Raw genomic sequence first — 26,060 nt, 5'->3', positions numbered from 1 at the left:
CGCGCCGAGCACACCAGCCATATCGGGCCCACTCCGCGATCCCGTCCTGCCTGCCCCGCCCCGCCCCACCCTCGTTCGCCCTCCTCGGCTTCGTCCCCACCGCCCTCACCCCGCCACAGCACGGCGGGGTGAGGGCGGTGGGGACGGCGTTCGGCGTCTCGACGTGCGGCTCCGATCCACCTGCCGTAGCGTGTTCCCGACGGCCACCCAAGCCGTGGCGGACCAGGGTCCGCCCACGAACGGCGAGAACTCAGTCTTCGACGGTCGGCCCGTCCGCGCCCGCTCCAGGGGTATTGAGACCGGCGCGGGATTTCCCCCCACAGTCCCTCTCGCACGACGCGGTGCGCGGGGGTCGTGGTGGGCGGATCCCGCCCTTTCTCTCCGTCTCCCGCCGTCGGCGGACACTCCTCGACCGTTCCGGGCCCGGCCGTGTGGACCAAGTCCGCTAGGAGGAGTTCCATGGCGGTTCTCTGCAAGCCGGCAATCGAGGTCCCCGAGTACGTCATCACCAACGAGGAAACCCTCGAACTGGCTCGACGGCTGCACGGCGACCACCCACAGCTCGGCCTGGTCCTGCGCCTGATAGAACACACCGGGGTGCAGAAGCGGCACCTGATCCAGCCGATCGACAAGGTGCTCCAGCACCCGGGCTTCGACGCCCGCAGCATCACGTACGAGCAGCACACCAAGGCACGCGTCCCGGCGGTGGTGCGCCGGGCGCTCGATCAGGCCGAACTGGAGCCGCGGCAGATCGACCTGATCGTGTACGTCTCCTGCACCGGGTTCATGATGCCGCCGCCGACGGCGTGGCTCATCGGCGAGATGGGCTTCCGGCCGGAGACGCGTCAGCTGCCCATCGCCCAGCTCGGCTGTGCCGCGGGCGGCGCCGCCCTCAACCGCGCCCATGACTTCTGCCGGGCGTACCCCGACGGCAACGTCCTGGTGGTCGCCTGCGAGTTCTGCTCGCTCTGCTACCAGCCGACCGACCTGGGCGTGGGCTCCCTGCTTTCCAACGGGCTGTTCGGCGACGGCATCGCCGCCGTCGTGCTCCGGGGCCGAGGCGGCACCGGGGTCCGGATGGAACGCAACGGCTCGTACGTCATCCCGGACACCGAGGACTGGATCTCCTACGCGGTGCGGTCCACCGGGTTCCACTTCCAGCTCGACAAGCGGGTGCCCGGAACGATGGAACCCCTCGCCCCGGCCCTGAACGCGGTCGCCGAGGAGCACCAGTGGAACGCCGGGAAGATGGACTTCTACATCATACACGCGGGCGGTCCGCGCATCCTGGACGATCTGAGCCGCTTCCTCGATGTACCGCCCGAGGCGTTCCGCTTCAGCCGCGCGACACTCACCGAGTACGGCAACATAGCCAGCGCGGTGGTGATCGACGCCCTCGGTCGCATGTTCGATGAGGGGTCGGCCCTGGACGGCCATCGCGGCCTGATGGCGGGCTTCGGACCCGGCATCACCGCCGAGATATCGCTGGGCACCTGGACGACGGACTCGTAGCCGTACGCCGTCGGCCGACCCCGTCGGCCTCTCCGGTGCGGGAAGCCGGTGGCGGGACGAGGGTGAGGCCCAGGACCTCATCCCCGTCCCGTCACCGTACGCATCCAGGACACTCACTGTCCGTGTCCATTGTCAGTGGTGGGTGCCAGAATCGATGGCATGTCTGAACGCTGGGCCCTGGCCACCATGGAGAACGGCGGCGCGCTCCTCGCCCCGCTGGACGCTTCCGGCGTGCCCACCGGACCGGTCCTGGCCGAGCCCGACCTCGTGGCGGCCGTCCGCTCCCGGCCGGAGGTCACGCGCTGGGTCTGGCGTTCCACCGCCGAGACGTACCCGCGACTGCTCGCGGCGGGCGTGCCCGTGGACCGCTGTTACGACATCGAGGTCGCCGAATCCCTCCTCCTCGCGCACGAGGGCCGCCTGGGCGAACCCCGCTCCGCTGCCGCCGCCCACGCCCGCCTGCACAACGCCCCCGTGCCTCCCGATCCGCCGCCCCGCGCCGCCGAGCCAGGCTCCCAGTCCGCCCTCTTCGAGCCGCGCCCCGGCACGGACCTGCCCTTCGAGGACCTGATCCAGGTCTACGCCGACCAGCTCCGCCGTCACGACGCCACCGCGCACCCGGGCCGGATGCGCCTGCTGACGGCCGCCGAATCGGCCGGGATGCTGGTGGCTGCCGAGATGAACCAGGCCGGCCTGCCCTGGCGCGCGGACGTGCACCGGGAGGTGCTTCAGGAGCTGCTCGGCGAGCGTTACGCGGGCGGCGGGGAGCCCCGCAGACTGGCCGAGCTGGCCGACGAGGTCTCGGCCGCCTTCGGCAGACGCGTCCGCCCCGACCTCCCCGCCGATGTCGTGAAGGCGTTCGCGCAGGCCGGGATCAAGGTGAAGTCCACGCGGCGCTGGGAGCTGGAGGAGCTGGACCATCCGGCGGTGGCACCTCTCATCGCGTACAAGAAGCTGTACCGCGTCTGGACGGCGCACGGCTGGGGCTGGCTCCAGGACTGGGTGCACGACGGCCGTTTCCGCCCCGAGTACCAGCCGGGCGGCACCGTCAGCGGCCGGTGGACGACCAACGGCGGCGGTGCGTTGCAGATCCCCAGGGTGATACGCCGGGCGGTCGTCGCCGACGAAGGCTGGTGCCTCGTCGTGGCCGACGCCGACCAGATGGAGCCCAGGGTGCTGGCCGCGATCTCGCGCGACCCGGGCCTGATGGAGGTGGCCGGCCACGGCGGCGATCTCTACACGGCACTGTCCGACCGGGCGTTCCACGGCGACCGGGACCACGCCAAGCTCGCCCTGCTCGGCGCCATCTACGGCCAGACCTCGGGCGACGGCCTGAAGAACCTCGCCGCCCTGCGCCGCAGGTTCCCGCTGGCCGTCGCCTATGTCGACGAGGCCGCGAAGGCGGGCGAGGAAGGGCGCCTGGTACGGACGTGGCTGGGCCGGACCAGCCCGCCCGCGGTCGGTGGGGGGGCGGAGGACGACGAGGCCGGCATCCCCCAGGAGGAGCCCGCACACCTCTCCGCGGACGGAGCCGGAAACGGATCCGCTTTCGGGTCCGCCGACGACTCCGGGGGTTCCACCAGCGGCGGGTTCACGCCCGGCTACGCGTCGTCCAGCGCCCGCGCGCGGGGCCGTTTCACCCGCAACTTCGTGGTGCAGGGCAGCGCCGCGGACTGGGCGCTGCTGCTCCTGGCCGCCCTGCGCCGGGCGATCGGTTCCGCCGGACTCCGGGCCGAACTCGTCTTCTTCCAGCATGACGAGGTGATCGTGCACTGTCCACGCGAGGAGGCGGAGGCGGTCGTGGAGGCGATCCGGGCGGCCGGTCACACGGCGGGGCGAACGGTCTTCGGCGAGACACCGGTGCGTTTTCCGTTCACGACGGCGGTGGTGGAGCGCTACTCGGACGCGAAGTAGGGGCCCGCATGCCGACGGCTGACGTCAGCCGGAGCCTGCTCCGGGGCCCGGGTTGGGATTGGGGCTGGGGCTGGGGTTGGGGCTGGAGCCGGTATCGATACCGCTACTGGGCCCGTTGTCGGTACCGGTACTTGGGTCGTTGCCGGTGCCGGTACCGAGGCCCGCTCCGGTGCCGGTACTTGTGCTGGTGTCTGTCCCGGATGTGCTGGTGTCTGTCCCGGATCCGGAAGCGTCGGCTTCCTGCCGTCCGGCCACGTCCTGCCGCTCGGCCACGTGATGTCCTTCGGCCATGTCCCGTCGCCCCAAAGCCGTGCCGGGGGCCGGGCCCGACGCGGGGCCGTCACCGAACCCGGCCAGGCCGTGGTCGTAGTGCGCGGGACGCAGATGCTGATGCCGGTGCCGGGTGTTGAGCAGGTGGATGACGAACGCCGCGATCGCGATCATCGCCAGGACGACCACGACATTGATCAGGGTGTCCATGCGTCACGGCCTCCTTTGACGTGCGGGCCCACACGACCGGCTCACCTCACCGGGAAGCCGTACACCCCCAGGCTACTCCGCGGCCCCGCCGCCACCCCCGGCGTCGGTGGTGGAGACGGTCGGGGCGGCGTCGTCACCGCTCACTCGCGCCCCGGCGAGGTCCGCACCGAGGGAACGCTTCAGGCCGGCCGCCGGCAGGCCCGAGGGCTCTGGTGGGTGCGTGTGCTCTGATGGACTCGCACTCGCCGGTGAACTCACACGCCGGTGAACTCCCCGTCGCACGCGCCTACCCATAGGTTCGTCCCATGCGAATAGGTGAGCTACTGGGGGCCGGGCGTACCGCCAACGTGTACGCGCTCGACGAGAACTGGGTCCTGCGGCGCAACCGTGACGGGCTGGACGCCACTCATGAGTGGGCGGTCATGTCCTACCTCAGCGCACACGGCTACCCGGTCCCCCGGCTCGGTCCGCGCGACGCCACGACGGCCCCCTGCGACCTGATGCTGCGGCGCCTGACCGGCCCGACCATGCTGGTGTCCCTGGAGTCCGGCGGCCTCGCCACGTCCGAAGCCGCCACCGTACTGGCCGGGCTCCTCACCGAACTGCACACCGTCCCGGCGCGGCTCTCCCCGCGCTCCGAGGACCGGATCCTCCACCTCGACCTGCACCCGGGCAACGTGGTGCTGACGCCCCAGGGACCGGTGGTGATCGACTGGAGCGACACGGCGGAGGGCGCGCCCGCCCTGGACCGCGCCATGACGGCCCTGATCCTGGCACGGACCGCGGTCGCCCCCCGGGCCAGTCGAGCGGCATCGGCGTGCGCCCTCGCCCTGTTGAACGCCCTGGTGCCGCACTTCTCCGCCTCCGGTGGCATCCCCGCCGCCCGTCTCGCGGAGGCCGCCGCACGCCGCACCGCCGACGCGACGCGCGGCGGTGCGGCTCACAAGGGGCACGACAGCACCGACAGCACCGACAGCAGGAACGAGGCGGGCCTGTTCGACCGTGCGGTCGCTCTCGTCACCGAGGTGATGTGACACCACGACACCGACACGCCGGAGACACTGGTACGCCGGAACGGGCGCCGGGACGCATCACACGCTCCCGACCCTCGGACCCGGCTCCCGGCCCCGGTCCCCGGCCACACCTGCCCGCCGACCCATCCACCGCTCGGCTCCGCCCAACGCTCGCGCCCCACCCACCGACCGCGGCTGTCTGTCCGTCTGCCTACCGACCGCCGCTCCGGCCCCCGCCGTCAGGGTGGAGGACGACCTCCGTCCAGCCCGCGTCCCGGTTGTCGAAGTGCTCGTACCCCTGCGCCGCCTCCGCAAGCGGCAGTTCGTGAGAGACGATCCAGGACGGCTTGGCCTTCCCCTGCTGGATGAGGTTGCACAACTGACGGTTGTACGCCTTGACGTTGGCCTGACCGGTCCCCATCGACTGGCCCTTGAACCAGTACATGCCGTAGTCGAAGGCGATCTCTCCCTCGTCCTTGTACAGCTTGTCCGGACTTCCGGGATCGTGGGGCACGAAGACGCCGACCACACCAATGGTGCCGGTGAACTTCACGGACTGCACCAGGTTGTTCAGCGTCAGGTTCGGCTGCTCGTGGCCCTGGGCGTCATGCGCCTGGTAGCCCACGCATTCGCAGCCGCGGTCCGCGCCCAGTCCGTCGGTGAGGTCGTTGACCCGGTCGATGGGCGAATCCCTGGAGTCGTCGATCGGGATGGCGCCGATCTCCTCGGCCAGCCGCAGCCGGTCCGGATGCCGGTCGATGACCATGACCTTCGCCGCGCTCTTGAGGGTCGCGGACAGCGCCGCCATCAACCCGACCGGACCCGCACCGTAGATGACCACGGTCTCGCCCGGCCGCACCCCGGCGAGTTCCGTGCAGTGCCAGCCGGTCGGGAAGACGTCCGACAGCATCACGTAGTCGGTCTGCTTCTCCCACGCCTCCTCCGGCAGGACCAGGCAGTTGGAGTCGCCGTACGGCACCCGCAGGAACTCCGCCTGTCCGCCGTTGTAGGGGCCCATCCCCGCGAACCCGTACGCGGCACCCGCCATCCGCGGATCCGACGGCGTGGTCAGGCAGAACGCCGTCAGCCCCTGCTCACAGTTGCGGCAGAACCCGCAGCTGATATTGAACGGCAGGCACACCAGGTCGCCCACCTTGACCCGGTCCACGCCGTCTCCGACCTCGATCACCTCGCCCATGTTCTCGTGGCCCAGGACACGCCCCTTCTCCATGTCCGTGCGCCCCTCGTAAATGTGCAGGTCCGAGCCGCAGATGTTCGTCGAGGTGATCTTCACGAGCACATCCGTGGGCCGCTCGATCCTCGCGTCCGGTACGTCCTTGACGCACACCGAACGTGGCCCTTCGTACACCAACGCCTTCATGGGACTGCCTCCGCGTTCGTCGGGCGGGAACGCCGTCCGGCGGGAATGCCTCTTCAACCGTCCCACCGGGCCGTCGCATGTCAAACGCAGAGCGCCCCCGGAACGGCCCGTGACAAGGCACGCACCAGAGGCGTTGGCGAAACCACCGCGACACGATCCGCGCGGGACGTGACCACCGCCCCGCGACACCGCGGCGCGAGCATCGGAGTCGGCCCGCGGTCGGTCGCAGGGCGCTCGGCGCACGGTCGGCTGAGGCCCCAGCTGGGACCGCGGCTGCGTGTCGGGGCCCGACAGCGGGAAGAACGCGCAGTCGCCGATGGCCGAGATGCACGGATCGCCGGTCAGCAGCCCGGCGTCGACCACGGTGCCGCCGGAGACCGCCAGCCCGCCGCCTCGGCCGGTTCCGTACGGGGCACGACGCCGATGCCGACCAGGACCAGGTCCACCGGCAGTCGGCGCGGCCGTCGGCCGTCCCCGAAACATGCCGGTGCCCGCGGCCCCGACGGCTGGGTCACCAGCAGCCCCAGTCCCGCGCGCTCTCCCCCGTCCCGCACCCTCCACCGGCTCCGGCTCCGAACCCCACTCCAACTCCAACTCCGGCTCCGGCTCCGAACCCCACTCCGATTCCGACGGTACGGCGACGTCCGCGGCCGCTCGGTACGCTCCCGGAACCCCGCCCGGTCCAAGACTGTCGTAACGGCCGTACAGACGGCGGCGATCCCGACGGCCGACTGGTAACCGTGCGGGAAGGAGCCGAAGGCCGGTTCTGCCGGGCCACGTTCAATACCCCGGAAGCCGTTTCGGAGACACCGGAGGGCACATCACGCATGACCACATGGGTCACGGCGGGTACGAACGTGCCGAACCCGCCGCCGTACAACGCGTATCCGAGGGCGCTGACCTCGAAGGGGACGATCCCCGCCCGGCCGAGGATGAGAGCGTGATGATCGACAGCCCAAGGGCCCGACATCGCCGCGCCCCGGGGCCCTGCACGGCACGGCACGAGAGGCATGGAATAGGAGCGCGGACGGGTGCCGTCCCAGGAACCCCGAGCACAGGAACGCCGAGCAACAGAAAACCCCAGATAAGAGAGCATCTGACCTGGGGTTTCTCTGAGCCGCCTTCGGGATTCGAACCCGAGACCTACGCATTACGAGTGCGTTGCTCTGGCCAACTGAGCTAAGGCGGCACGCCCGTCGCACTATGGTGCGATCAGCGGCGTCGCCAAGTCTACACAGTTTCCGGAGGTGCTCCGTACCACCCCGGATCCGGGCCGTCTCCGCAGGTCAGCGACCTAAAGGCGGCGAAGGGGGCGGAACGGGGGCATGAGTGGTCAGGAGCAACGCTTGCCGTCGGTCGGCGGGGTGCCGTCCAGGAGGTAGGTGTTGATCGCCGTGTCGATGCAGTCGCTGCCGCGGCCGTACGCGGTGTGGCCGTCGCCTCGGTAGGTGAGGAGCGTGCCGGAGGAGAGCTGGTCGGCGAGCGACTCCGCCCACTTGTAGGGGGTGGCCGGGTCACGCGTGGTGCCGACCACCACGATCGGGGCCGTACCCCTGGCCTCGATGCGATGAGGGGTACCCGTGGGGCGGACCGGCCAGTGGGCGCAGTTCAGGGCGGCCCATGCGAAGGACCGGCCGAAGACCGGCGACGCCTTCTCGAAGTCGGGGAGCGCACGGGTGACGGCTCGGGCGTCGGCGAAGGCGGGCGGCTGGTCCAGGCAGTTCACGGCGGCGTTGGCGAACATCAGGTTCGCGTACGTGCCGTTCGGCTCGCGCTCGTAGTAGCTGTCCGACAGGGCGAGCAGACCGGAGCCGTCGCCCTTCGCGGCGCCGACGAGCGCGTCGCGGAGCTGCGGCCAGGACGATTCGTCGTACATGGCGGCGATCACCCCGGTGGTGGCGAGGGACTCGGTGAGTTCGCGGGTGTCGCCCGCGGGGATCGGCTTGGCGTCGAGGGCGGCGAAGAGCCCCTTCATGCGGCTGGCCGCGTCGGCGGTGGAAGTCGTGCCGAGCGGGCAGTCCGTCCTCTTCACGCAGTCGGCGGCGAAGGACTGGAACGCGGTCTCGAAGCCCGCCGTCTGGTCACGGTTCACGTCGAGGGCGGAGAGCGAGGGGTCCATCGCGCCGTCCAGGACCATCCGGCCGACCCGGGCCGGGAAGAGTTCGGCGTATGCGGCACCGAGGTAGGTGCCGTACGACGCCCCGACGTAGTGCAGCTTCTCGTCGCCCAGCAGCGCTCTCAGCATGTCCATGTCGCGGGCGGTCTCGGCGGTGGAGACATGCGGGAGCACCTGAGCCGAGTGCTGCTCGCAGCCGCCCGCGAACCTCTGGTACGCGGCGCTCAGCCGGTCGACCTCGGTCTCGTCGTCGGGCGTCTGGTCGACCTGGGTGTACGAGTCCATCTGCGGGCCGGTGAGGCACTCGACGGGCTCGCTGCGAGCGACCCCGCGCGGGTCGACGGCCACCATGTCGTAGCGCGCCCGGACCGGGGCGGGGTAGCCGAGGGCCACGAAATTCTGGAGGTAGCCGACGGCCGAGCCTCCCGGGCCGCCGGGATTCACCAGGAGCGAGCCGATCCGCTCCCCGGGGCCGGTGGCCCCGGCGCGGGAGACGGCCAGATCGATGTCTCCGCCGTCCGGATTCGCGTAGTCCAGGGGCGCCTTCATCGTCGCGCACTGGAAACCCTCGGCCCCGCAGTCGCGCCACTTCAGCCGCTGCTCGTAGTACGGCTGGAGCGCGGCGGGGACTGCGGGGGCGGACGGGGACGGGTTCGCCGAACCGTCGCCGCTGCAACCGGAGACAAGGAGGCCGGCAAAGCCGAGCGCGGGGGCGAAAGTGCGGAGCGGGCGCCTGGTGTCCATCCCCGGAGCGTAGTCGCCGGACGGCGCCTCGCCCGCTTTACCGCCCATACGGGTGAAAAATCAGTAACGAAACGTGACGAACGGTGACATCGGTGATGGCGCGGTGCGCTAGTGCTGTGACCGGGAAGGTTCACCGGCTCGGATGGTGCTCGGGCAGTGCACTGCCGATGGCGATGCAGTGCACTGCCGATGGGGGTGCCAGGGACGATGGGGATGGGACGGAGGTCGTGGCGGAGCTGGGTGACGGCGGTGGTGATCCAGGACGGAAAGCGGGAACGGGACGGCGGCGCCGTACGTCAGCCCGCGCGCAGCGCCATTGTCATCGCCTCCACCGCGAGCAGCGGTGCGACGTTGCGGTCCAGCGCCCGTCGGCACGCGATCACCGCCTCTATCCGGCGCAGGGTCCGCTCGGGGGTGGAGGAGCCGGCGACGCGGTCGAGGGCGTCCTGTGCGTCCGCGTTGGCGATGGCGATCCGCGAGCCCATCTGCAGAGCCAGCACATCGCGGTAGAAGCCCGTCAGCTCGCTGAGCGCGAGATCGAGGCTGTCGCGCTGGGTACGGGTCTTGCGGCGCTTCTGCCGGTCCTCCAGCTCCTTCATCACGCCCGCCGTCCCCCGCGGCATCCGGCCTCCGGCGACGGCGCCGAGGGCGGCCTTCAGTTCTTCCGTCTCCTTGGTGTCGACCTCCTCCGAGACCTGCTTGGCGTCCTCCGCGGCGGTGTCGATCAGTTCCTGGGCGGCCTTGAGACAGCCCCCGATCTCCTCGATCCGCAGCGGCATCTTCAGCACGGCGGCACGCCGGGAGCGCGCCCGCTCGTCCGTGGCGAGGCGACGGGCCCGGCCGATGTGGCCCTGGGTGGCACGGGCAGCGGACGCGGCCCGCTCCGGATCGATGCCGTCGCGCCTGATCAGCACGTCGGCCACCGCGTCCACGGAGGGCGTGCGCAGGGTGAGGTGGCGACAGCGGGAACGGATGGTGGGAAGCACGTCCTCGAGCGAGGGCGCGCAGAGCAGCCAGACCGTGCGGGGAGCCGGTTCCTCGACGGCCTTCAGCAGGACGTTCCCCGCGCCCTCGGTGAGCCGGTCCGCGTCCTCCAGCACGATGACCTGCCAGCGACCGCCGGCCGGGGACAGCTGGGCGCGTCGGACCAGTTCGCGGGTCTCCTTCACGCCGATGGAGAGGAGATCGGTACGGACCACCTCGACATCGGCGTGTGTACCGATGAGGCTGGTGTGACAGCCGTCGCAGAAACCGCACCCCGGCGCGCCGCCCAGGGCCCGGTCGGGGCTGACGCACTGGAGGGCGGCGGCGAAGGCCCGGGCCGCGGTGGAACGGCCGGAGCCGGGGGGACCGGTGAACAGCCAGGCGTGGGTCATCTTCGACCCCGGCGGCACCGGCTCCCCCGCGGAGTGGGCGGTGACCAGCGCATCGGCGTCCCGGGCGGCGGCACCGAGCTGCTCCTGCACCCGGTCCTGCCCGACCAGGTCGTCCCATACGGTCATGGGTCACCGCCCTTCCGGTGGTGTGCGTCCTCGTGGCCGCACATTGTCGTGCTGTCCGCTGTCGTGCGCGGTGCTGTCGTACGCCGTGCTGACGTGTCGTGCGCCGTGCTGTCGTGCACCCGTGCTTGTCGTGCCGTGTGCCGTGGTCTCGTGCTGTGGCCTCATGCGCCGGGATGTCGCGCGATCCGGTCGCACGGCCCGCGCGACGGGGTGTCGTTGCGCGGGCCGTGCGACCGCACCGACCGCGCCCGAACCCCACCCTGCTGGTCCCGGCTCATGTCCGGACTCCATTGTGAGGGACGGGTCTGACAATCCCGGCAGGGCCGGGCGGGACCGGTCTGGACCGCACTCCGACCAGTCCGGCGGGCCTGCGGGCCGGCGAAGCAGCAGACCTGCGGACGGGACATCCGCTCCGCAGGCCGGCAGATCGACGGCCCCGCGGCCCGGACCCTTCGGCCGGCCACACGGACGTCCCGTCCCTCACGCCGCACCGCCTCAGCGGCGCGGGCGGCGTCCCCGTCCCAAGGAGCCCGGGTCCTCGCCGTCCCCGTGGTCGCCGCCCAGCAGCTCGTCCGCCAGCGTCGGCAGGTCGTCCAACGGGGTCTCCTCGGCCCAGTCGGGGCGCGGGCGCCGTGAGCGGCGCTCCTGGCCGTCCCAGTGGTCCCGCGCCTGCTGCGCCCCGGCGCCGCCCGCGTGCGGGTCGTCGATCTGCGGGAGCTCGCGCGTGCGCTCGTTCTCGCTCTCCGCCGCGAAGCCCGCCGACGGGCGCTCGTCACGGAAGATGCCCCGCGGAACCCGGTCTGCCGGATCCGCCGAGCGCGCGTCATGCGCACCCCAGGCATCCCTCGACTCCCGCACGTCACGCGTGTCACTCGCAGCCTCCGTGTCACGAGGACGCCGCGCGTCCCGTACCGGGGGCTGCCCGTCCCGTACCGGAGGAAGGATCGCCGTCTCGTCGTCGTCGGAGCGCACGGGACGCGTGGTCGGCGAGGGCACCTGCTGCGTCACGTCGTTCGGGTCGACGATCGGTGTCGGCACGGTGATCTCGTTGTCCGGCACGGACGCCGCCGCAGCCGCCTCGGCCCTGGCCGCCTCGGCCCGGCGCCGGGCCTCCTCGGCGCGCAGCAGGGCCGCCTCGGCGGCCCGCTGCTTCTCCAGACGCTGTTCCTCGGCCTCCTTGCGCTGTCTGGCCTCCTCCGCGGCCCTCTTGCGCAGCCTCTCCTGCTCCGCCTCGCGGGCCGCCTCCTCGGCCTCCCGCTTGGCCCGCTCCTCCTCGGCCTTGCGCCGCGCCTCCTCGGCCCGCTGCCGGGCCTCCTCCGCCTGGCGTTCGGCCTCGCGCCTGCGCGCCTCCTCCAGCTCGCGGCGCTTGCGTTCCTCCTCCTCGGCCCGGAGCTTGGCGAGCTGTTCCTGCCGCTCGCGCTCCAGCCGCTCCTCCTCGGCCTTGCGGGCCGCCTCTTCCTCGGCCTTGCGCCGGGCCTCCTCCTCGGCCTTCCTGCGCGCCTCCTCCTGGGCCTTGATCTCGGCCTCGGAGAGCGGAAGGAGCTGATCGAGGCGGTGGCGTACGACCGTGCTGATCGTCTCCGGGTCCTGTCCCGCGTCCACCACCAGGTAGCGGGCCGGGTCGGCCGCGGCCAGCGTCAGGAAGCCGGCCCGTACCCGGGCGTGGAACTCCGGCGGCTCGGACTCCAGCCGGTCGGGCGCCTCGGTGAACCGTTCCCTCGCGGTCTCCGGGTCGACGTCCAGCAGGACGGTCAGGTGCGGTACGAGCCCGCCCGTGGCCCAGCGCGAGATCCGGGCGATCTCGGTCGGGGAGAGGTCACGGCCCGCGCCCTGGTAGGCGACGGAGGAGTCGATGTAACGGTCGGAGATGACGATTGCACCGCGCTCCAGCGCCGGGCGGACCAGCGAGTCGACGTGCTCTGCGCGGTCGGCTGCGTACAGCAGCGCCTCGGCCCGGTTGGAGAGTCCGGCCGACGACACGTCGAGCAGGATCGAGCGCAGCCGCTTGCCGACCGGGGTCGCGCCCGGCTCCCGGGTGACGACGACCTCGTGGCCCTTGGCACGGATCCACTCGGCGAGCGCCTCGACCTGGGTGGACTTTCCGGCGCCGTCGCCGCCCTCCAGGGCCAGGAAGAACCCGGTCTTCGCGGGCGCCACGTCCGGTTCCCCGCCACGCAGTGCCTCGCGCAGGTCACGGCGCAGCGGCACGCCGGAGCGGTCGTCCGTCTTCGCGAGGACGATCACCGCGACGGGCAGCAGCAGCGCGCCGATCAGCATCAGGGCGAAGGCCGCTCCGCCGTGGGCGAAGACGAACGTCCCCGACTCCAGCCGGTGCGCGCCGATCGCGGCGGACAGCAGCGGGCCGACGAGCGCGCCGAGCCCGACGACGACCCGTACGACGGCCTGGAGGTGCTCCGTGATCCTGGCCCAGCGGGACTCCTCGGTCTCCTGGTCGATCAGGACGTGGCCGGTGCGGGCGGCGACCCCCGCCGCGTACCCGGCGAGCACCGTGATCACCACGACGGTCGCCGTGTCCGGCACCAGGCCCATGGCGAGCAGCGCGACGCCCGTGACGGCGACGGCCAGCGCGAGCAGCCGCCGCCGCGACAGCGTGGGCAGCACCTTCCCGGCGGTACGGATGCCGACGCCCGTGGCACCGGTCAGTCCGAGGATCAGCAGGGCGAACGTGACGGGTCCGCCGCCCAGCTCCCCGGCGTGCAGGGCGGCGACGGCAGCGGCGGCAGCGATGGCCCCGGCGACGGCGGCCGACGCACCGATGATCACCGGTACGGCACCGGTGCGGCCCCGATCGGGCCCGCCGTCGGCCGACGGCCGGCGCAGGCCCTCCAGCGGCGAGCGCGGGCGGGGCGTCTGCGAACCAGGCAGTTCCAGGAAGTACAGGGTGGAGACCGAGGCCGCGAACAGACCGGCCGCGACGTAGGAGCCGAGCGCCGCCTGATGGAGCGAGAACCACTCCAGGCCCGAGCCCAGCAGGTTGCCGACCAGGGTGGCGGCCAGCAGACCGGCCCCGGCGACCGGGATGGCGGCGAAGTCGGTACGGAGGGAGAGTCGGCGCAGGGCGTCGAGGTGGTCGGGCAGGGGACGTACCGCCGCGCCCTCCGGGGGCGGCGCGGGCAGCAGCGCGGGCGCGGCGCCGTCCTTGGCGACCGTCCACAGACGCTCGGCCGCACCGACGACGAAGACGGTGATGAGGATCATCATGAGCGCCTGAGCCGGCATCCAGTCGATCCACAGCGGTGCGACGACCAGCAGCGCGAGCCGCAGCCCGTCCGTCCCGATCATCAGCCAGCGCCGGTCCAGCGGTCCGCCCGGCGCGGTGAGCGTCGTCAGCGGACCGAGGAGTACGGCCCCGAAGATCAGGGTGGCGAGAATCCGGGCACCGAACACCGCGGCGACGGCGAACGCCGCCCCTCGATATCCGGCTCCGAACGAGCCCTCCTGGACCGCCGCTTGCAGCGACATCAGCACCAGCACGAGAAGGGCGAGGGCATCGCCGATGCTTCCGACGAGCTGGGCGCTCCACAACCGCTTCAGCGGCGGGACACGCAACAAGGCTCGTACGGCGCGCTCGCGTGAGTCTGCGGCAAGTGCGTCGGAGGTGGGGCTCACGACCGTTGGCTGCTCGGCTCGCGTCATCCGCCCAGCCTATCCGGATCGGACGGCTCCCCGGATGCCACGCCCGAACATGTGGACGACGAGGGCGCGGCATGTGGCAGCTCGGGCGTGGGACAGGAGCACGGACGACCCGTCATGGAGGTGGCCCGGCCGCAGCCGCCCACGCCTCACGCCCCGCCGGACCGGCGGCGTCCCCGTACGAGGACCTCCCGCCGGAAATTCCCCGTACGAAAACCGGGCAGCCTTCCGCACGGGGACGGTCCGCCTCCCCTACGGAACGGCCTCCTGCACGGGACGGGCCGCCCCCGAACCGGACGGGGCGGCCCGCACTGAAGCCGGACGCCCCTCCGTTCAGCTCACGGTCCCCGGCCCCGGCCCCGGCCCCCGGCCGGCCCGCCGTTGATCCAGACCCGGTCGGCCCACCGATACCGGGTCCCCGGTCAGCTCTCCCCGGCGGCCGCGGACGCCGCCGTGGTCTCCTTCGCGGCGGCCGTCTTCTTCGCCGCCGTCTTCTTCGTGGCCGTGGTCTTCTTCGCCGTGGTCTTCTTCGCCGCCGTCTTCTTGGCGGTCGTGGTCTTCTTGGCCGCCGTCTTCTTCGCGGCCGCCTTCTTGGCCGGGGCCTTCTTCGCCGTCTTCTTCTTCGCGGGCCCCTTGGCACGCTTCTCGGCGAGCAGCTCGTAACCGCGCTCCGGCGTGATCGTCTCGACGCTGTCGGCGGTCCGCAGCGTGGCGTTGGTCTCGCCGTCGGTCACGTACGGGCCGAAGCGGCCGTCCTTGACCACGACCGGCGCCCCGCTCACCGGGTCCGTGCCGAGCTCCTTCAGCGGCGGCTTGGCAGCGGCGCGACCGCGCTGCTTGGGCTGCGCGTAGATCGCGAGGGCCTCTTCGAGGGTGATGTCGAAGAGCTGCTCCTCGGAGGCGAGCGAACGCGAGTCCGTTCCCTTCTTCAGGTAAGGGCCGTAGCGGCCGTTCTGCGCGGTGATCTCCACGCCGTCGGCGTCCTCGCCGACGACGCGCGGCAGCGACATCAACCGGAGCGCGTCGGCCAGCGTCACCGTCTCCAGCGACATGGACTTGAAGAGGGAGGCGGTCCGCGGCTTCACCGCGTTCTTGCCGGTCTTCGGGGTGCCCTCGGGCAGCACCTCGGTGACGTACGGGCCGTAGCGACCGGCCTTGGCGACGATCTGGTGCCCGGTGATCGGGTCCGTACCGAGTTCGAAGTCGCCGCTCGGCTTGGCCAGCAGCTCCTCCGCGTACTCCACGGACAGCTCGTCCGGAGCCAGGTCCTCCGGAACGTCCGCGCGCTGGTGGCCCTCGGCGTCCTTCTCGCCGCGTTCGATGTACGGCCCGTAGCGGCCGACCCGCAGCTTGATGCCGTTGCCGACGGGGAACGAGGAGATCTCCCGGGCGTCGATCGCGCCGAGGTCGGTGACGAGCTCCTTCAGGCCGCCGAGGTGGTCGCCGTCGCCGTTGCCCGCGTCGGAGGCCGCGCCCGCGCCCGCCAGGTCGTCGCCGCCCGCGCCGAAGTAGAAACGCTTCAGCCACGGCACGGCCTGGGCCTCACCCCGCGCGATACGGTCGAGGTCGTCCTCCATCTTCGCGGTGAAGTCGTAGTCGACGAGTCGGCCGAAGTGCTTCTCCAGCAGATTGACCACGGCGAACGAGAGGAAGGACGGGACGAGCGCCGTGCCCTTCTTGAAGACGTAGCCGCGGTCCAGGATCGTGCCGATGATCGAGGCGTACGTCGACGGGCGACCGATCTCGCGCTCTTCGAGCTCCTTGACCAGCGAGGCCTCGGTGTAGCGGGCCGGCGGCTTGGTGGCGTGCCCGTCGGCCGAGATCTCCTCGGCGGACAGCGCGTCGCCCTCGGCGACCTGCGGGAGGCGGCGCTCGCGGTCGTCGAGCTCGGCGTTCGGGTCGTCGGCGCCCTCGACGTACGCCTTCATGAACCCGTGGAAGGTGATCGTCTTGCCGGACGCGGAGAACTCGGCGTCCCGGCCGTCGCTCGCCCGGCCGCCGATCCTGACGGTGACGGAGTTGCCGACCGCGTCCTTCATCTGGGAGGCGACGGTCCGCTTCCAGATCAGCTCGTAGAGCCGGAACTGGTCGCCGGTGAGGCCGGTCTCGGCGGGGGTGCGGAAGCGGTCGCCGGACGGGCGGATCGCCTCGTGCGCCTCCTGGGCGTTCTTGACCTTCCCGGCGTACGTGCGCGGCTTGTCCGGCAGGTAGCCGACCCCGTACAGCTGCGTGACCTGCGCCCGAGCCGCGGCGACCGCCGTGTCCGAGAGGGTCGTGGAGTCGGTACGCATGTACGTGATGAAGCCGTTCTCGTACAGCTTCTGCGCGACCTGCATGGTGGCCTTGGCGCCGAAGCCCAGCTTCCGGCTCGCCTCCTGCTGGAGGGTCGTCGTGCGGAAGGGGGCGTACGGGGAACGGCGGTACGGCTTCGACTCGACGGACCGCACGGCGAACGCGCTGTCGGCGAGCGCGGCGGCCAGCGCGCGGGCATTCGCCTCGTCCAGGTGCAGCACCTGGCCGGAACCGGACTTCAGCCGGCCGTCCGGGCCGAAGTCACGGCCCTGGGCGACACGGCGGCCGTCGACCGTGTTGAGGCGGGCGGTGAAGGACGACGGGCCGGAAGCGTCCGCCCCGTTCGCGCCCGTTCCGGTGGAGAACGTTCCGGTCAGGTCCCAGTACTCGGCGGAGCGGAAGGCGATGCGCTCGCGCTCCCGCTCGACGACGAGACGGGTCGCCACGGACTGGACGCGCCCGGCCGACAGCCGCGGCATGACCTTCTTCCACAGGACCGGCGAGACCTCGTAGCCGTAGAGCCGGTCGAGGATGCGGCGGGTCTCCTGGGCATCGACCATGCGCTGGTTGAGCTCGCGCGGGTTGGCGACGGCGGCTCGGATCGCGTCCTTGGTGATCTCGTGGAAGACCATCCGGTGGACCGGGACCTTGGGCTTCAGGACTTCCTGCAGATGCCACGCGATGGCTTCGCCCTCGCGGTCCTCATCGGTGGCGAGGAAGAGTTCGTCGGACTCGGCAAGAAGCTGCTTGAGCTTCCTGACCTGGGCCTTCTTGTCCGCGTTGACGACATAGACGGGCTGGAAGTCGTGCTCGACGTCGACGCCGAGCCGACGCACCTCGCCGGTGTACTCCTCCGGGACCTCTGCGGCACCGTTCGGCAGGTCGCGGATGTGCCCGACACTCGCCTCGACGACGTATCCGGGGCCGAGGTAGCCCTTGATCGTCTTCGCCTTGGCAGGCGACTCGACGATGACGAGTCGGCGGCCGCCCTGTGCGGTCTCGCTGGTCGGGGACAACTTCGCTCTTCTCTCCGGTCGACGCTCGGTGGGCATCCGGACAGCGGCATGACGCCGCCGACGGTGCCGTCGCTGCGGAGTGTGACGGTACAACCCGCCCCCGTGTCAAACGGCAAAAGCCCGCAACGGCCACTCGAACGGTAACCCGACTCCCGGCATTCCTGCCGCCCGGAGTACCCGGTCCGTCGGGCGTACGACCGCCGCCTGCCGGTTCCCGACCACTGCGGCACCACCACCGGCGGCGTGTGGTGTCCGCCACCGGCACGGGCCCTCCGGGCGTGTTCCTCACCCTGCCCCGCATGTCCCACACCATGTCCCGCCGGGCGGGATCCGCGACGCCTCCGGGGGTCCGCCATGCGTGGCGACGCTCCGGCGGAAACCCGTGGGTCCCGGTGGGAAGTGGATCAGATGCGGGTGAAGCACCACACACCGAGAACGAGAAAAAGTACGCCGAACAGAGTGGCGAGCGTGGCGGAAGCGAGGGGGCTCACTCCCTGCGCCACCGGCGCGCGGTGCATCACGCGCGCCCCCGTCCACAGCAGCAGCGCGGCGCCGAACAGCGCGAACACCGCTCCGGCGAGAAACGCTGGTCCGCTCTCCATGTCCGTCCGCCTCCCTGTCGCTGTTCCGCCGGGGCCGTGCCATCCGGTCAGGTGGAGGCTGTCACCCCCGGGCGTCGCGGACACGAACCCTGGGTGAATGGCCGGATTCACCCGCCACCGGGCCGACGCGGCCCCCGGCCCCCGGCTCGGGCCCCGGACGCCGGCTCGGGCCCCGGACGTCGGCTCGAGCCCCGGACGCCGGTTCGGGCGCGGCCTCGGCCCGGGGCGCCGAGCCGAGGCCCGGCCCTGAGGCGCGAGACCGGTCCAGAGGCCGATCAGAGGTGGCGGCCGGTCCGGAAGCCGCTCAGGAACGCCACACCGAGCCGGAGCCGGGAGGCAGGTCCGGAAGCCGCTCGGGGCACCGGTCCGTTCCCCGGGCCGACCCGGAATCGATCCGGAACCGAACCGGCGGCGGGCATCGGACACCACCCCGTCCCGGCTCCGGTCCGGCGTACGGGCCCCGTCACCGAGCACAACCGGAACACGAGGCACGACGGCGGGCCGCTGGGCGACAAGAACGGCACCGCTGGTGAAGAGGACATTCACCATGCACAGCGGCACGCCCCGCCCCGGAACCACTCCGAACCGGAACGACACGCCCTAGAACAGAACGGCCCCTTCCGGATCACGGCGACACCGTCAGCCGGCCGACCCCACCGGCTCCAGGAACCCTTCCTCCACCAACAACCGGATCGCCTGCGGGGTGCGGTCGCGCAGCAGCACCGGGTCCTCGTTCATCAACTGGGCGATCGCGTCCAGGATCCGGCCCGCAGGCAGCGTCCCGTCGCACACGCCGGCGAAGCCCGCGCCGACGGCATCGACCTTCGTCGCGCGCCGCATACCGCGGTTCTGACGGAGCACCACGTGCTCGGGGTCCTCCGCTCCGGGCAGGCCGACCTGCTCCTGCACGACCTCGGCGGCGAGCGCGAACCGGCCGGCCAGCAGCGCGGCGTCGTCCTGCTCGCGGAGGTAGTCCTGGCGGGCGAAGTGGGCCTGCACGGCCGGTCCGAGCGGCTGCTCCACCGCATGCGGCCATTCCTCGATCACGACGGACGGATTCCCGGCCGCGGCCGCGGCGGACTTCCGCAGGGTGATCCAGCCGAAGCCGACGCTCCTGGTCTTGCGGGCCTCGAACTCGTCCAGCCAGGCGTCGTACCGGGCCGCGTACTCGGCGGGGTCCGTACGGTGGTCGCCGCTGTCGCGCAGCCACAGCTCCGCGTACTGCGTGACGTCCTGGACCTCACGCTGCACGATCCAGGCGTCGCAGCCGTACGGCACCCAGGAACTCAGCCGGTTCTGCCACTCCTCGCCCTCCACGTGCTGCCAGTTGGCCAGGAAATGGGCGTATCCGCCTTCGTTGAGCCGGTCGCCCGTCTGCTGCACCAGGGTCCGGCACAGGTCGTCGCCGCCCATGCCGCCGTCGCGGTAGGTGAGACGGGCGCCGGGCGAGATGACGAACGGCGGGTTGGAGACGATCAGGTCGTACTTCTCCGTGCCGACCGGCTCGTACAGGGAGCCCAGGCGCAGGTCCGCTGCCGGTGCGCCGGACAGGGCGAGCGTCAGCCGGGTGAACTCCAGCGCGCGCGGATTGAGATCGGTGGCCGTCACCCGACCGGCGTGCTGCGAGGCGTGCAGCGCCTGGATGCCGGAGCCCGTACCGATGTCGAGCGCGGAGGCGACCGGCGTACGGACAGTGATTCCGGCGAGGGTGGTGGACGCCCCGCCGACTCCGAGGACCACGCCCTCCTCACGCGAACCGATGCCGCCCGCGCCGCCGACCGAGCAGCCCAGATCGGAGACGATGTACCAGTCCTGCCCCTCGGGCCCGCTGTACGGACGCACGTCGACCGCGGCCCGCACCTCGTCGCCGACACGGACCACCCAGCCGTCCTCCATGCACTGCGCCAGCGGAAGCGCGGCTCGGGCCCGCTCGTAAGGCACGGGGCGCTGGAGCAGGAAGAGCCGCACCAGAGTGTCGAGCGGGGACGCCCCCCGGGTGGCACGCAGCGCCGGAACCGTCTCGCCGCGGGCGAGAGCGGCATAGGCGGGCGCGCCGAGCAGGTCGAGGAGCCCGTCGGCGGTGAAGGCGGCGCCGAGAAGGGCTTCGCGGAGCCGGGGCGAACGGTCGGGCACGGGAAGGCGGGTCGTACTCACCCGACCATTGTGTCCGCTCCCGCCGACAACGGCAGCGGCCCGGCACCCATCGGACTGTCCGGACCGCTCACGTCGTCCGGCCTACCGGGCCGGACGGATACCGGGCCGACCGGTCAGGACTCCTCGCTGGGCGAGGTGGACGGCGACGCCTGGGCGCCCGATCCCGTGGTGGTGCTCTTGGGCGGCGCCGAGGCCGTCGGCTTCTGGCAGCCCTTCTGCTTCGCCATCGCGGTGGCGACCTCGCCGGACTGAAGCCTCTTCAGGGCCTGGTCGCCATTGGAGCTGATCTTGTTCAGCTCGTCCGCGATGCTCTTGAGGCCGTCGGCGAACTTCGCCTGGTCCTTCGTATCGAGGGCGTCGACCTTCTTCTGCAGGTCCGCGTACGCCGCGGAGGAGGTGTTGAGCTCCTTCACGGCGTCCTTGTGCGTGGCCTCGCCGTTGTCGACGGGCGGCGGGCCCGCCGACTCGACGGCCTTGCCCAGCGCCTTGTACGCCTGCGAGATCTGCTGGAAGGCGGCCGAGTCGGTCTTCTGGACGTCGGCGGGCTTGCTGTTGTCGGCGGTCTGCTGCTGAATGGCGGCGTTGGCGTTCGCGATCTTCTGCAGCTGGGGCTGGACCTGGTCACAGACCTTCTTGGCCCAGGCGTTCACCTTCTCGCTCTTGTCGTCGCCACCACAGCCCGACAGCGTGAGTACCAGTACCGCACCGCCGGACAGCGCGGCCGCAAGCTTCTTGTTCACCGGATCGGTCCCTTCCACGGCTCTCGGCCCCGGAACTTACACGCCAGGCGCACTCCATCCGGGTGCCTCCCGTCCGATAGATGACCTTTTGTAGCCATTTGCACCAAGGGAAACGAGGGAGATACAACTCACCCGCACAGCTACCGAAATCGGGAACACCCGAGCGAACAGCACTACACAGCACACATGTACACACACGCATGCGTACAGGTGCGGGGACCTACACGCAGCGCACACCCCACGAACCACCCGACACCGGCACCGGCACCCTGCTGCACCACCGCCCCACTCCGCCCTCTCCCCGAACCGCCACACGGCCGACGAGGCCGACCGGGCCGACCGGGCCGACCGACCACGGTGCCCCCGGTGAGTGACATCGGCCGGGCGGACGGGGCATCAGCCCCCTTCGCCCGCCCGGCCGTTGATCCTCCCTCTCACCACCTCACGACACGGCCGCCCGTCCGGGACAGGCGTGGCTGCCGCCGCCCCCGTCCCCGTCCCCGTCACCGGGCTCCTCCGCATCCCCGACGGCGATCCCGCGCCGCTTGGAGACGTAGACCGCGTACACGATGACGACGACGGCGAGCGCCGCCACCACCGCCCGGACCGCGGGGCTGGCGTCCTGTCCGTAGCTGAACTGCACCACCGCCGGGGCGATGAGCAGCGCGACCAGGTTCATCACCTTCAGCAAGGGGTTGATGGCCGGTCCCGCGGTGTCCTTGAAGGGGTCGCCGACCGTGTCACCGATGATGGTCGCGGCATGGGCCTCGCTGCCCTTGCCGCCGTGCCGGCCGTCCTCGACGAGCTTCTTGGCGTTGTCCCAGGCGCCACCGGAGTTGGCGAGGAACACCGCCATCAGCGTCCCCGCGCCGATGGCACCCGCGAGGTACGAGCCGAGTGCCCCGACGCCGAGGGTGAACCCGACGGCGATCGGCGCCAGCACGGCGAGCAGGCCGGGCGTGGCGAGTTCGCGCAGCGCGTCCTTCGTGCAGATGTCGACGACACGGCCGTACTCCGGCTTCTCGCTGCGATCCATGATCCCGGGATGCTCGCGGAACTGCCGCCGCACCTCGTGGACCACGGCCCCGGCGGACCTGGACACCGCGTTGATCGCCAGTCCGGAGAAGAGGAAGACGACCGCGGCGCCCAGCATCAGGCCCACCAGGTTGTTGGGCTGCGAGATGTCCAGGCTGAGGGACATCGCCCCGGCGCCGGCCCCCACGTCTTCGGTGGCCCCGGCGATCGCGTCGCGGTACGAGCCGAACAGCGCCGACGCCGCCAGGACGGCGGTGGCGATGGCGATGCCCTTGGTGATGGCCTTCGTGGTGTTGCCGACGGCGTCCAGGTCGGTGAGGACCTGCGCGCCCGCGCCCGTGACGTCGCCGGACATCTCCGCGATGCCCTGCGCGTTGTCGGAGACCGGTCCGAACGTGTCCATGGCCACGATGACCCCGACGGTCGTGAGCAGACCCGTCCCCGCCAGGGCCACCGCGAACAGCGCCAGCATGATCGACGTGCCGCCGAGCAGGAACGCCCCGTAGACGCCCAGGCCGATCAGCAGCGCCGCATAGACGGCGGACTCCAGTCCGATGGAGATGCCCGCGAGCACGACGGTGGCCGGGCCGGTCAGCGAGGACTTGCCGATGTCCCTGACCGGGCGCCGGTTCGTCTCGGTGAAGTAGCCGGTCAGCTGCTGGATCAGAGCGGCCAGCACGATCCCGATGGCGACGGCGACCAGAGCGAAGATCCGCGGGTCCCCGTCGCGCGAGGTGATGGCGGTGTCGGTGACGCCGTCCAGCTCCGCGTACGAGGACGGCAGGTAGGCGAAGACGCCCCCGGCCACCAGCGCCAGCGAGATCACGGCGGAGACGAAGAAGCCGCGGTTGATGGCCGTCATTCCGCTGCGGTCCGCGCGCCGCGGGGCGACCGCGAAGATCCCGATCATCGCGGTGATCACGCCGATCGCCGGAACGATCAGCGGGAAGGCCAGCCCGAAGTCCCCGAAGGCGGCCTTCCCGAGGATGAGCGCGGCCACGAGCGTCACGGCGTAGGACTCGAAGAGGTCGGCCGCCATGCCCGCGCAGTCGCCGACGTTGTCGCCCACGTTGTCGGCGATCGTGGCGGCGTTGCGCGGGTCGTCCTCCGGGATCCCCTGCTCGACCTTGCCGACGAGGTCGGCACCGACGTCCGCGGCCTTCGTGAAGATGCCGCCACCGACCCTCATGAACATGGCGATGAGGGCGGCACCGAGCCCGAAGCCCTCCAGCACCTTCGGGGCGTCCGCGGCGTAGACGAGTACGACGCAGGAGGCCCCGAGCAGCCCGAGCCCCACGGTGATCATGCCGACCACACCACCTGTACGAAAAGCGATCTTCATCGCCTTGTGCGAGACGGTGGTGAGGTCCTTTTCCGGTTCGCCTTCTTCCGGAGTCGCCTCACGCGCAGCGGCAGCCACACGGACATTGCTGCGCACGGCGAGCCGCATGCCGATGTATCCGGTGGTCGCCGAGAAAAGCGCGCCCACCAGAAAGAAGAGCGAGCGGCCCGCACGCTGCGACCAGTTTTCAGCCGGAAGCAGAAGGAGCAGGAAGAAGACCACGACCGCGAAAACGCCGACGGTACGCAACTGCCTGGCCAGGTACGCATTCGCGCCCTCCTGAATGGCGGCCGCGATCTCCTTCATCCGGTCGGTCCCCTCGCCTGCCGCCAGCACCTGGCGCAGCAGCAACCGGGCGACGACCAGTGCGGCGACGGCCACGGCCGCGACGACGACCACGATGACGCGATTGTCATCGGTGAGCACCGCGGCCGCGAGGGAAGACGGCCGGTCCGAAAGTGCGGAATCTTGCGCCAGTCCTGCCAGTGGGGTGTTGAAGATGTCCGCCATACGTCCTCCTTGACGCTCAGCGCTCAAGACGTGGACGAATTGTAAGGAGACCGGACCGAGTGAAACAGTGCACTGCGAATGTAATTGACGTTCACGACCTGATCGATAAATGATCGGGTCACAGATCACTCCGAATGCAGTAATGCGGCAGAACCATTTTCCACGGACCGCCGATCACACAGAAATGAAAAAGACCCCGCTCAGCGGTGCTCAGCGGGGCCATGAGGCGGATCGAGGAATCGGCAGGACCGGGAATCGGGAGCCGTCATGGGCGGCGGCCCGCCGCCCATGACGGCTGTGGCGCTCGTCTCAGGGAAGCGTCGGCGCGGGCATCCTGGGCCAGGTCATACGGATCACTCCGCCGTTGATCCCGGATCTGACCTCCATGTCGTCGACGAGGCCGCTGATGACCGCGAGACCCATCTCGTCCTCGCCATCGGCCTCGGCGCCGGGTTCCGGCTCGTCGAGGCCCGCGCGGGGTGTCGCACCATGGGCCCCGGGGCCCGCGCCGGGAGCGGGCTCCGCACCCGGTCCGGGCACCTCGTCCCCGACCTCGATGGAGAAGGACTTCTCCTCCTCGGTCAGAGCGACGGAGACGGGAGCGGTGATGCCATGACTGCGATGCAGCCCCACCGCGCGGCTGCAGGCTTCGCCGACGGCGAGTCGGACCTCGTCGAGCACGGCTTCATCGACACCTGCGCGGCGCGCCACGGCGGCGGCCACGAGGCGCGCCGTCCTGACGTGCTCGGGCTGGGCGCTGAAGCGGAGTTCAACAGTGGCCATGCGATCCCCCTCAGACGTACGGGCGTGCATGCCGGGAGCCCGGGCACGCCGCCCGCCGCTCCGGCTCTTCTTCCGGTATTCCTCTGGTCTTCATCTCGACCATCGCCGGGTCGGCCTCCAGCCTGCCAGGCGCTGGTCCCGCGTCCGCCCGTTTCCGTGCCCATTTCCGCGTCCGGTTCCTTCGTCCGGCTCCATGCCCAGGGCTTCGTACGGAACCGGCTCCGGGCCGCCGCCGCTCCCTTCCCGGGCTTGTCCCGTCCTGCGGACGAGCCCATCGGCCGAGGGGCCCGTCGGCGGCCACCGGACGTCCGTCGCGGCCGACGTGCAACCGCCGACCGCACGGGAGACCCGGCCCACGGCACCGATTCGTCCGGCGGTCGGCCTGTCAGCCGGCCGACGAACGGCCCGAGGCACACACTCCACGCAGACCACGCAGACCACGCAGACCACGCAGACCACGCGGAACGGCCGACCGGCGACCTCCGGATCAGTCGGATGGCCGATCCGAATGCCCGGCACCCGACCGACCGGTCGGCGGACATCCGCCGGTCGTGACACCCGGTCGCTCAGGACCGGATGCGACGCTCCGGCCGACGTGCCCGACGCTCGACATGCCCGAGCAGGCGGCCGGGCACGTGCTGGCGCACGCCGACAGACGGCCGCCGGACGCACTCGCTCCGCACGGCCGCTCGTCGGCCGACGGGCACGCGGACCAGCGGCCAACGGATACGCCCGCCGCGTACCGGACCGGCTGCTGTCGGCCGGTCCGGTCACTGGAGCGAATGCGGAACTCGACGGACCGTCGCCGCCCCGACGCATCAGGGCGGACCGGACCATCAGTCCGTATCGGGGCGAACCGACCCGGACCGTCAGTCGGTGGCCGCGACCGCCTCGTCGACCGTGGTGTGAATCGGGAACACCTTGGTCAGACCGGTGATCCGGAAAATCTTGAGAATGCGCTCCTGGTTGCACACCAGGCGCAGCGAGCCCTCGTGGGCCCGGACACGCTTCAGGCCGCCCACGAGCACGCCGAGGCCGGTGGAGTCGAGGAAGTCCACGCCTTCCATGTCGACAACCAGGTGGTAGCTGCCGTCATTCACCAACTCGACCAACTGCTCGCGCAGCTTGGGCGCGGTATACACATCAATCTCGCCACCGACCTCGACGACCGTACGGTCGCCACTAGGGCCGGACACATTGCGAGTCGACAAGGACAGGTCCACGGATCCTCCAGCACCTTGCTATCGAGCGGTCGCCCCTCGGTCTCCCC

Annotated in this window: 15 protein-coding genes and 1 tRNA gene; 3 read left to right on the top strand and 13 right to left on the bottom strand. The window is 71.3% G+C overall.

What is annotated here, in order from left to right:
* The first annotated feature begins 459 nt into the window (after positions 1–459).
* Together ACFYXM_RS23550 and ACFYXM_RS23545 are read left to right on the top strand one after the other, a co-directional pair.
* Positions 460–1,512: a type III polyketide synthase gene (locus ACFYXM_RS23550; RefSeq protein ID WP_389292065.1), complete on the top strand. Its 1,053-nt coding sequence runs from the start codon at positions 460–462 to the stop codon at positions 1,510–1,512.
* Between the two features lie 159 nt (positions 1,513–1,671).
* A complete protein-coding gene (locus ACFYXM_RS23545) occupies positions 1,672–3,426 on the top strand; it encodes a bifunctional 3'-5' exonuclease/DNA polymerase (RefSeq protein ID WP_389292064.1) in 1,755 nt (584 codons plus the stop codon).
* Positions 3,427–3,450: 24 nt separating this feature from the next.
* On the opposite strand, the gene ACFYXM_RS23540 is transcribed toward ACFYXM_RS23545, so the two are convergent.
* Positions 3,451–3,906: a hypothetical protein gene (locus ACFYXM_RS23540; RefSeq protein WP_389292062.1), complete on the bottom strand. Its 456-nt coding sequence runs from the start codon at positions 3,904–3,906 to the stop codon at positions 3,451–3,453.
* 305 nt (positions 3,907–4,211) lie between these two features.
* Between ACFYXM_RS23540 and ACFYXM_RS23535 the strand changes: the two genes are divergently transcribed.
* Positions 4,212–4,940 carry a phosphotransferase gene (locus ACFYXM_RS23535; RefSeq protein WP_389292061.1) on the top strand — a complete coding sequence of 243 codons (729 nt, stop codon included), beginning with the start codon at positions 4,212–4,214 and terminating at the stop codon, positions 4,938–4,940.
* 190 nt (positions 4,941–5,130) lie between these two features.
* On the opposite strand, the gene ACFYXM_RS23530 is transcribed toward ACFYXM_RS23535, so the two are convergent.
* From ACFYXM_RS23530 to ACFYXM_RS23475, 12 genes are all read right to left on the bottom strand, one after another.
* The gene (locus ACFYXM_RS23530) at positions 5,131–6,300 is read right to left on the bottom strand and encodes a glutathione-independent formaldehyde dehydrogenase (RefSeq protein WP_389292058.1); all 1,170 of its coding nucleotides are present in this window, start codon (positions 6,298–6,300) and stop codon (positions 5,131–5,133) included.
* Between the two features lie 1,115 nt (positions 6,301–7,415).
* A tRNA-Thr gene (locus tag ACFYXM_RS23525) sits at positions 7,416–7,489 on the bottom strand.
* A 144-nt stretch (positions 7,490–7,633) separates the two neighbouring features.
* Positions 7,634–9,160, bottom strand: a complete 1,527-nt coding sequence (locus tag ACFYXM_RS23520) for an alpha/beta hydrolase (protein ID WP_389292057.1) — start codon at positions 9,158–9,160, stop codon at positions 7,634–7,636.
* 296 nt (positions 9,161–9,456) lie between these two features.
* Entirely contained in the window at positions 9,457–10,662 is a 1,206-nt protein-coding gene (locus tag ACFYXM_RS23515; RefSeq protein ID WP_389292055.1) for a DNA polymerase III subunit delta', read from the bottom strand.
* Between the two features lie 495 nt (positions 10,663–11,157).
* Positions 11,158–14,319: a dTMP kinase gene (tmk, locus tag ACFYXM_RS23510; protein WP_389292054.1), complete on the bottom strand. Its 3,162-nt coding sequence runs from the start codon at positions 14,317–14,319 to the stop codon at positions 11,158–11,160.
* 419 nt (positions 14,320–14,738) lie between these two features.
* The gene (topA, locus tag ACFYXM_RS23505; protein ID WP_389292052.1) at positions 14,739–17,624 is read right to left on the bottom strand and encodes a type I DNA topoisomerase; all 2,886 of its coding nucleotides are present in this window, start codon (positions 17,622–17,624) and stop codon (positions 14,739–14,741) included.
* Positions 17,625–18,028: 404 nt separating this feature from the next.
* Positions 18,029–18,226, bottom strand: a complete 198-nt coding sequence (locus ACFYXM_RS23500; RefSeq protein WP_389292050.1) for a hypothetical protein — start codon at positions 18,224–18,226, stop codon at positions 18,029–18,031.
* Positions 18,227–18,865: 639 nt separating this feature from the next.
* Positions 18,866–20,380, bottom strand: a complete 1,515-nt coding sequence (locus ACFYXM_RS23495) for a methyltransferase (RefSeq protein ID WP_389292048.1) — start codon at positions 20,378–20,380, stop codon at positions 18,866–18,868.
* Positions 20,381–20,493: 113 nt separating this feature from the next.
* Positions 20,494–21,120 (bottom strand): small secreted protein, encoded by a 627-nt coding sequence (locus tag ACFYXM_RS23490; protein WP_389292046.1) that lies wholly within the window; start codon positions 21,118–21,120, stop codon positions 20,494–20,496.
* A 442-nt stretch (positions 21,121–21,562) separates the two neighbouring features.
* Positions 21,563–24,007, bottom strand: coding sequence for a sodium-translocating pyrophosphatase (locus ACFYXM_RS23485; protein ID WP_389292044.1), 2,445 nt, complete (start codon positions 24,005–24,007; stop codon positions 21,563–21,565).
* A 309-nt stretch (positions 24,008–24,316) separates the two neighbouring features.
* Positions 24,317–24,790 carry an ATP-binding protein gene (locus ACFYXM_RS23480; protein ID WP_389292043.1) on the bottom strand — a complete coding sequence of 158 codons (474 nt, stop codon included), beginning with the start codon at positions 24,788–24,790 and terminating at the stop codon, positions 24,317–24,319.
* Positions 24,791–25,659: 869 nt separating this feature from the next.
* A complete protein-coding gene (locus ACFYXM_RS23475) occupies positions 25,660–26,013 on the bottom strand; it encodes an STAS domain-containing protein (RefSeq protein WP_126885862.1) in 354 nt (117 codons plus the stop codon).
* Positions 26,014–26,060 lie beyond the last annotated feature (47 nt).

It is taken from the genome of Streptomyces sp. NPDC002476 (genome assembly GCF_042889785.1).
GTDB lineage: Bacteria > Actinomycetota > Actinomycetes > Streptomycetales > Streptomycetaceae > Streptomyces.
The sequence above is the reverse complement of the archived record's forward strand: the minus strand, read 5'-3'. Positions and strand labels throughout refer to the sequence as shown.

Excerpts from the sequence above, each read along its gene's own strand:
- ACFYXM_RS23550 (WP_389292065.1), top strand. The coding sequence starts at position 460 with ATGGCGGTTCTCTGCAAGCCGGCAATCGAGGTCCCCGAGTACGTCATC.
- ACFYXM_RS23545 (WP_389292064.1), top strand. The coding sequence starts at position 1,672 with ATGTCTGAACGCTGGGCCCTGGCCACCATGGAGAACGGCGGCGCGCTC.
- ACFYXM_RS23540 (WP_389292062.1), bottom strand. The coding sequence starts at position 3,906 with ATGGACACCCTGATCAATGTCGTGGTCGTCCTGGCGATGATCGCGATC.
- ACFYXM_RS23535 (WP_389292061.1), top strand. The coding sequence starts at position 4,212 with ATGCGAATAGGTGAGCTACTGGGGGCCGGGCGTACCGCCAACGTGTAC.
- ACFYXM_RS23530 (WP_389292058.1), bottom strand. The coding sequence starts at position 6,300 with ATGAAGGCGTTGGTGTACGAAGGGCCACGTTCGGTGTGCGTCAAGGAC.
- ACFYXM_RS23520 (WP_389292057.1), bottom strand. The coding sequence starts at position 9,160 with ATGGACACCAGGCGCCCGCTCCGCACTTTCGCCCCCGCGCTCGGCTTT.
- ACFYXM_RS23515 (WP_389292055.1), bottom strand. The coding sequence starts at position 10,662 with ATGACCGTATGGGACGACCTGGTCGGGCAGGACCGGGTGCAGGAGCAG.
- tmk (WP_389292054.1), bottom strand. The coding sequence starts at position 14,319 with ATGACGCGAGCCGAGCAGCCAACGGTCGTGAGCCCCACCTCCGACGCA.
- ACFYXM_RS23500 (WP_389292050.1), bottom strand. The coding sequence starts at position 18,226 with ATGGAGAGCGGACCAGCGTTTCTCGCCGGAGCGGTGTTCGCGCTGTTC.
- ACFYXM_RS23485 (WP_389292044.1), bottom strand. The coding sequence starts at position 24,007 with ATGGCGGACATCTTCAACACCCCACTGGCAGGACTGGCGCAAGATTCC.
- ACFYXM_RS23480 (WP_389292043.1), bottom strand. The coding sequence starts at position 24,790 with ATGGCCACTGTTGAACTCCGCTTCAGCGCCCAGCCCGAGCACGTCAGG.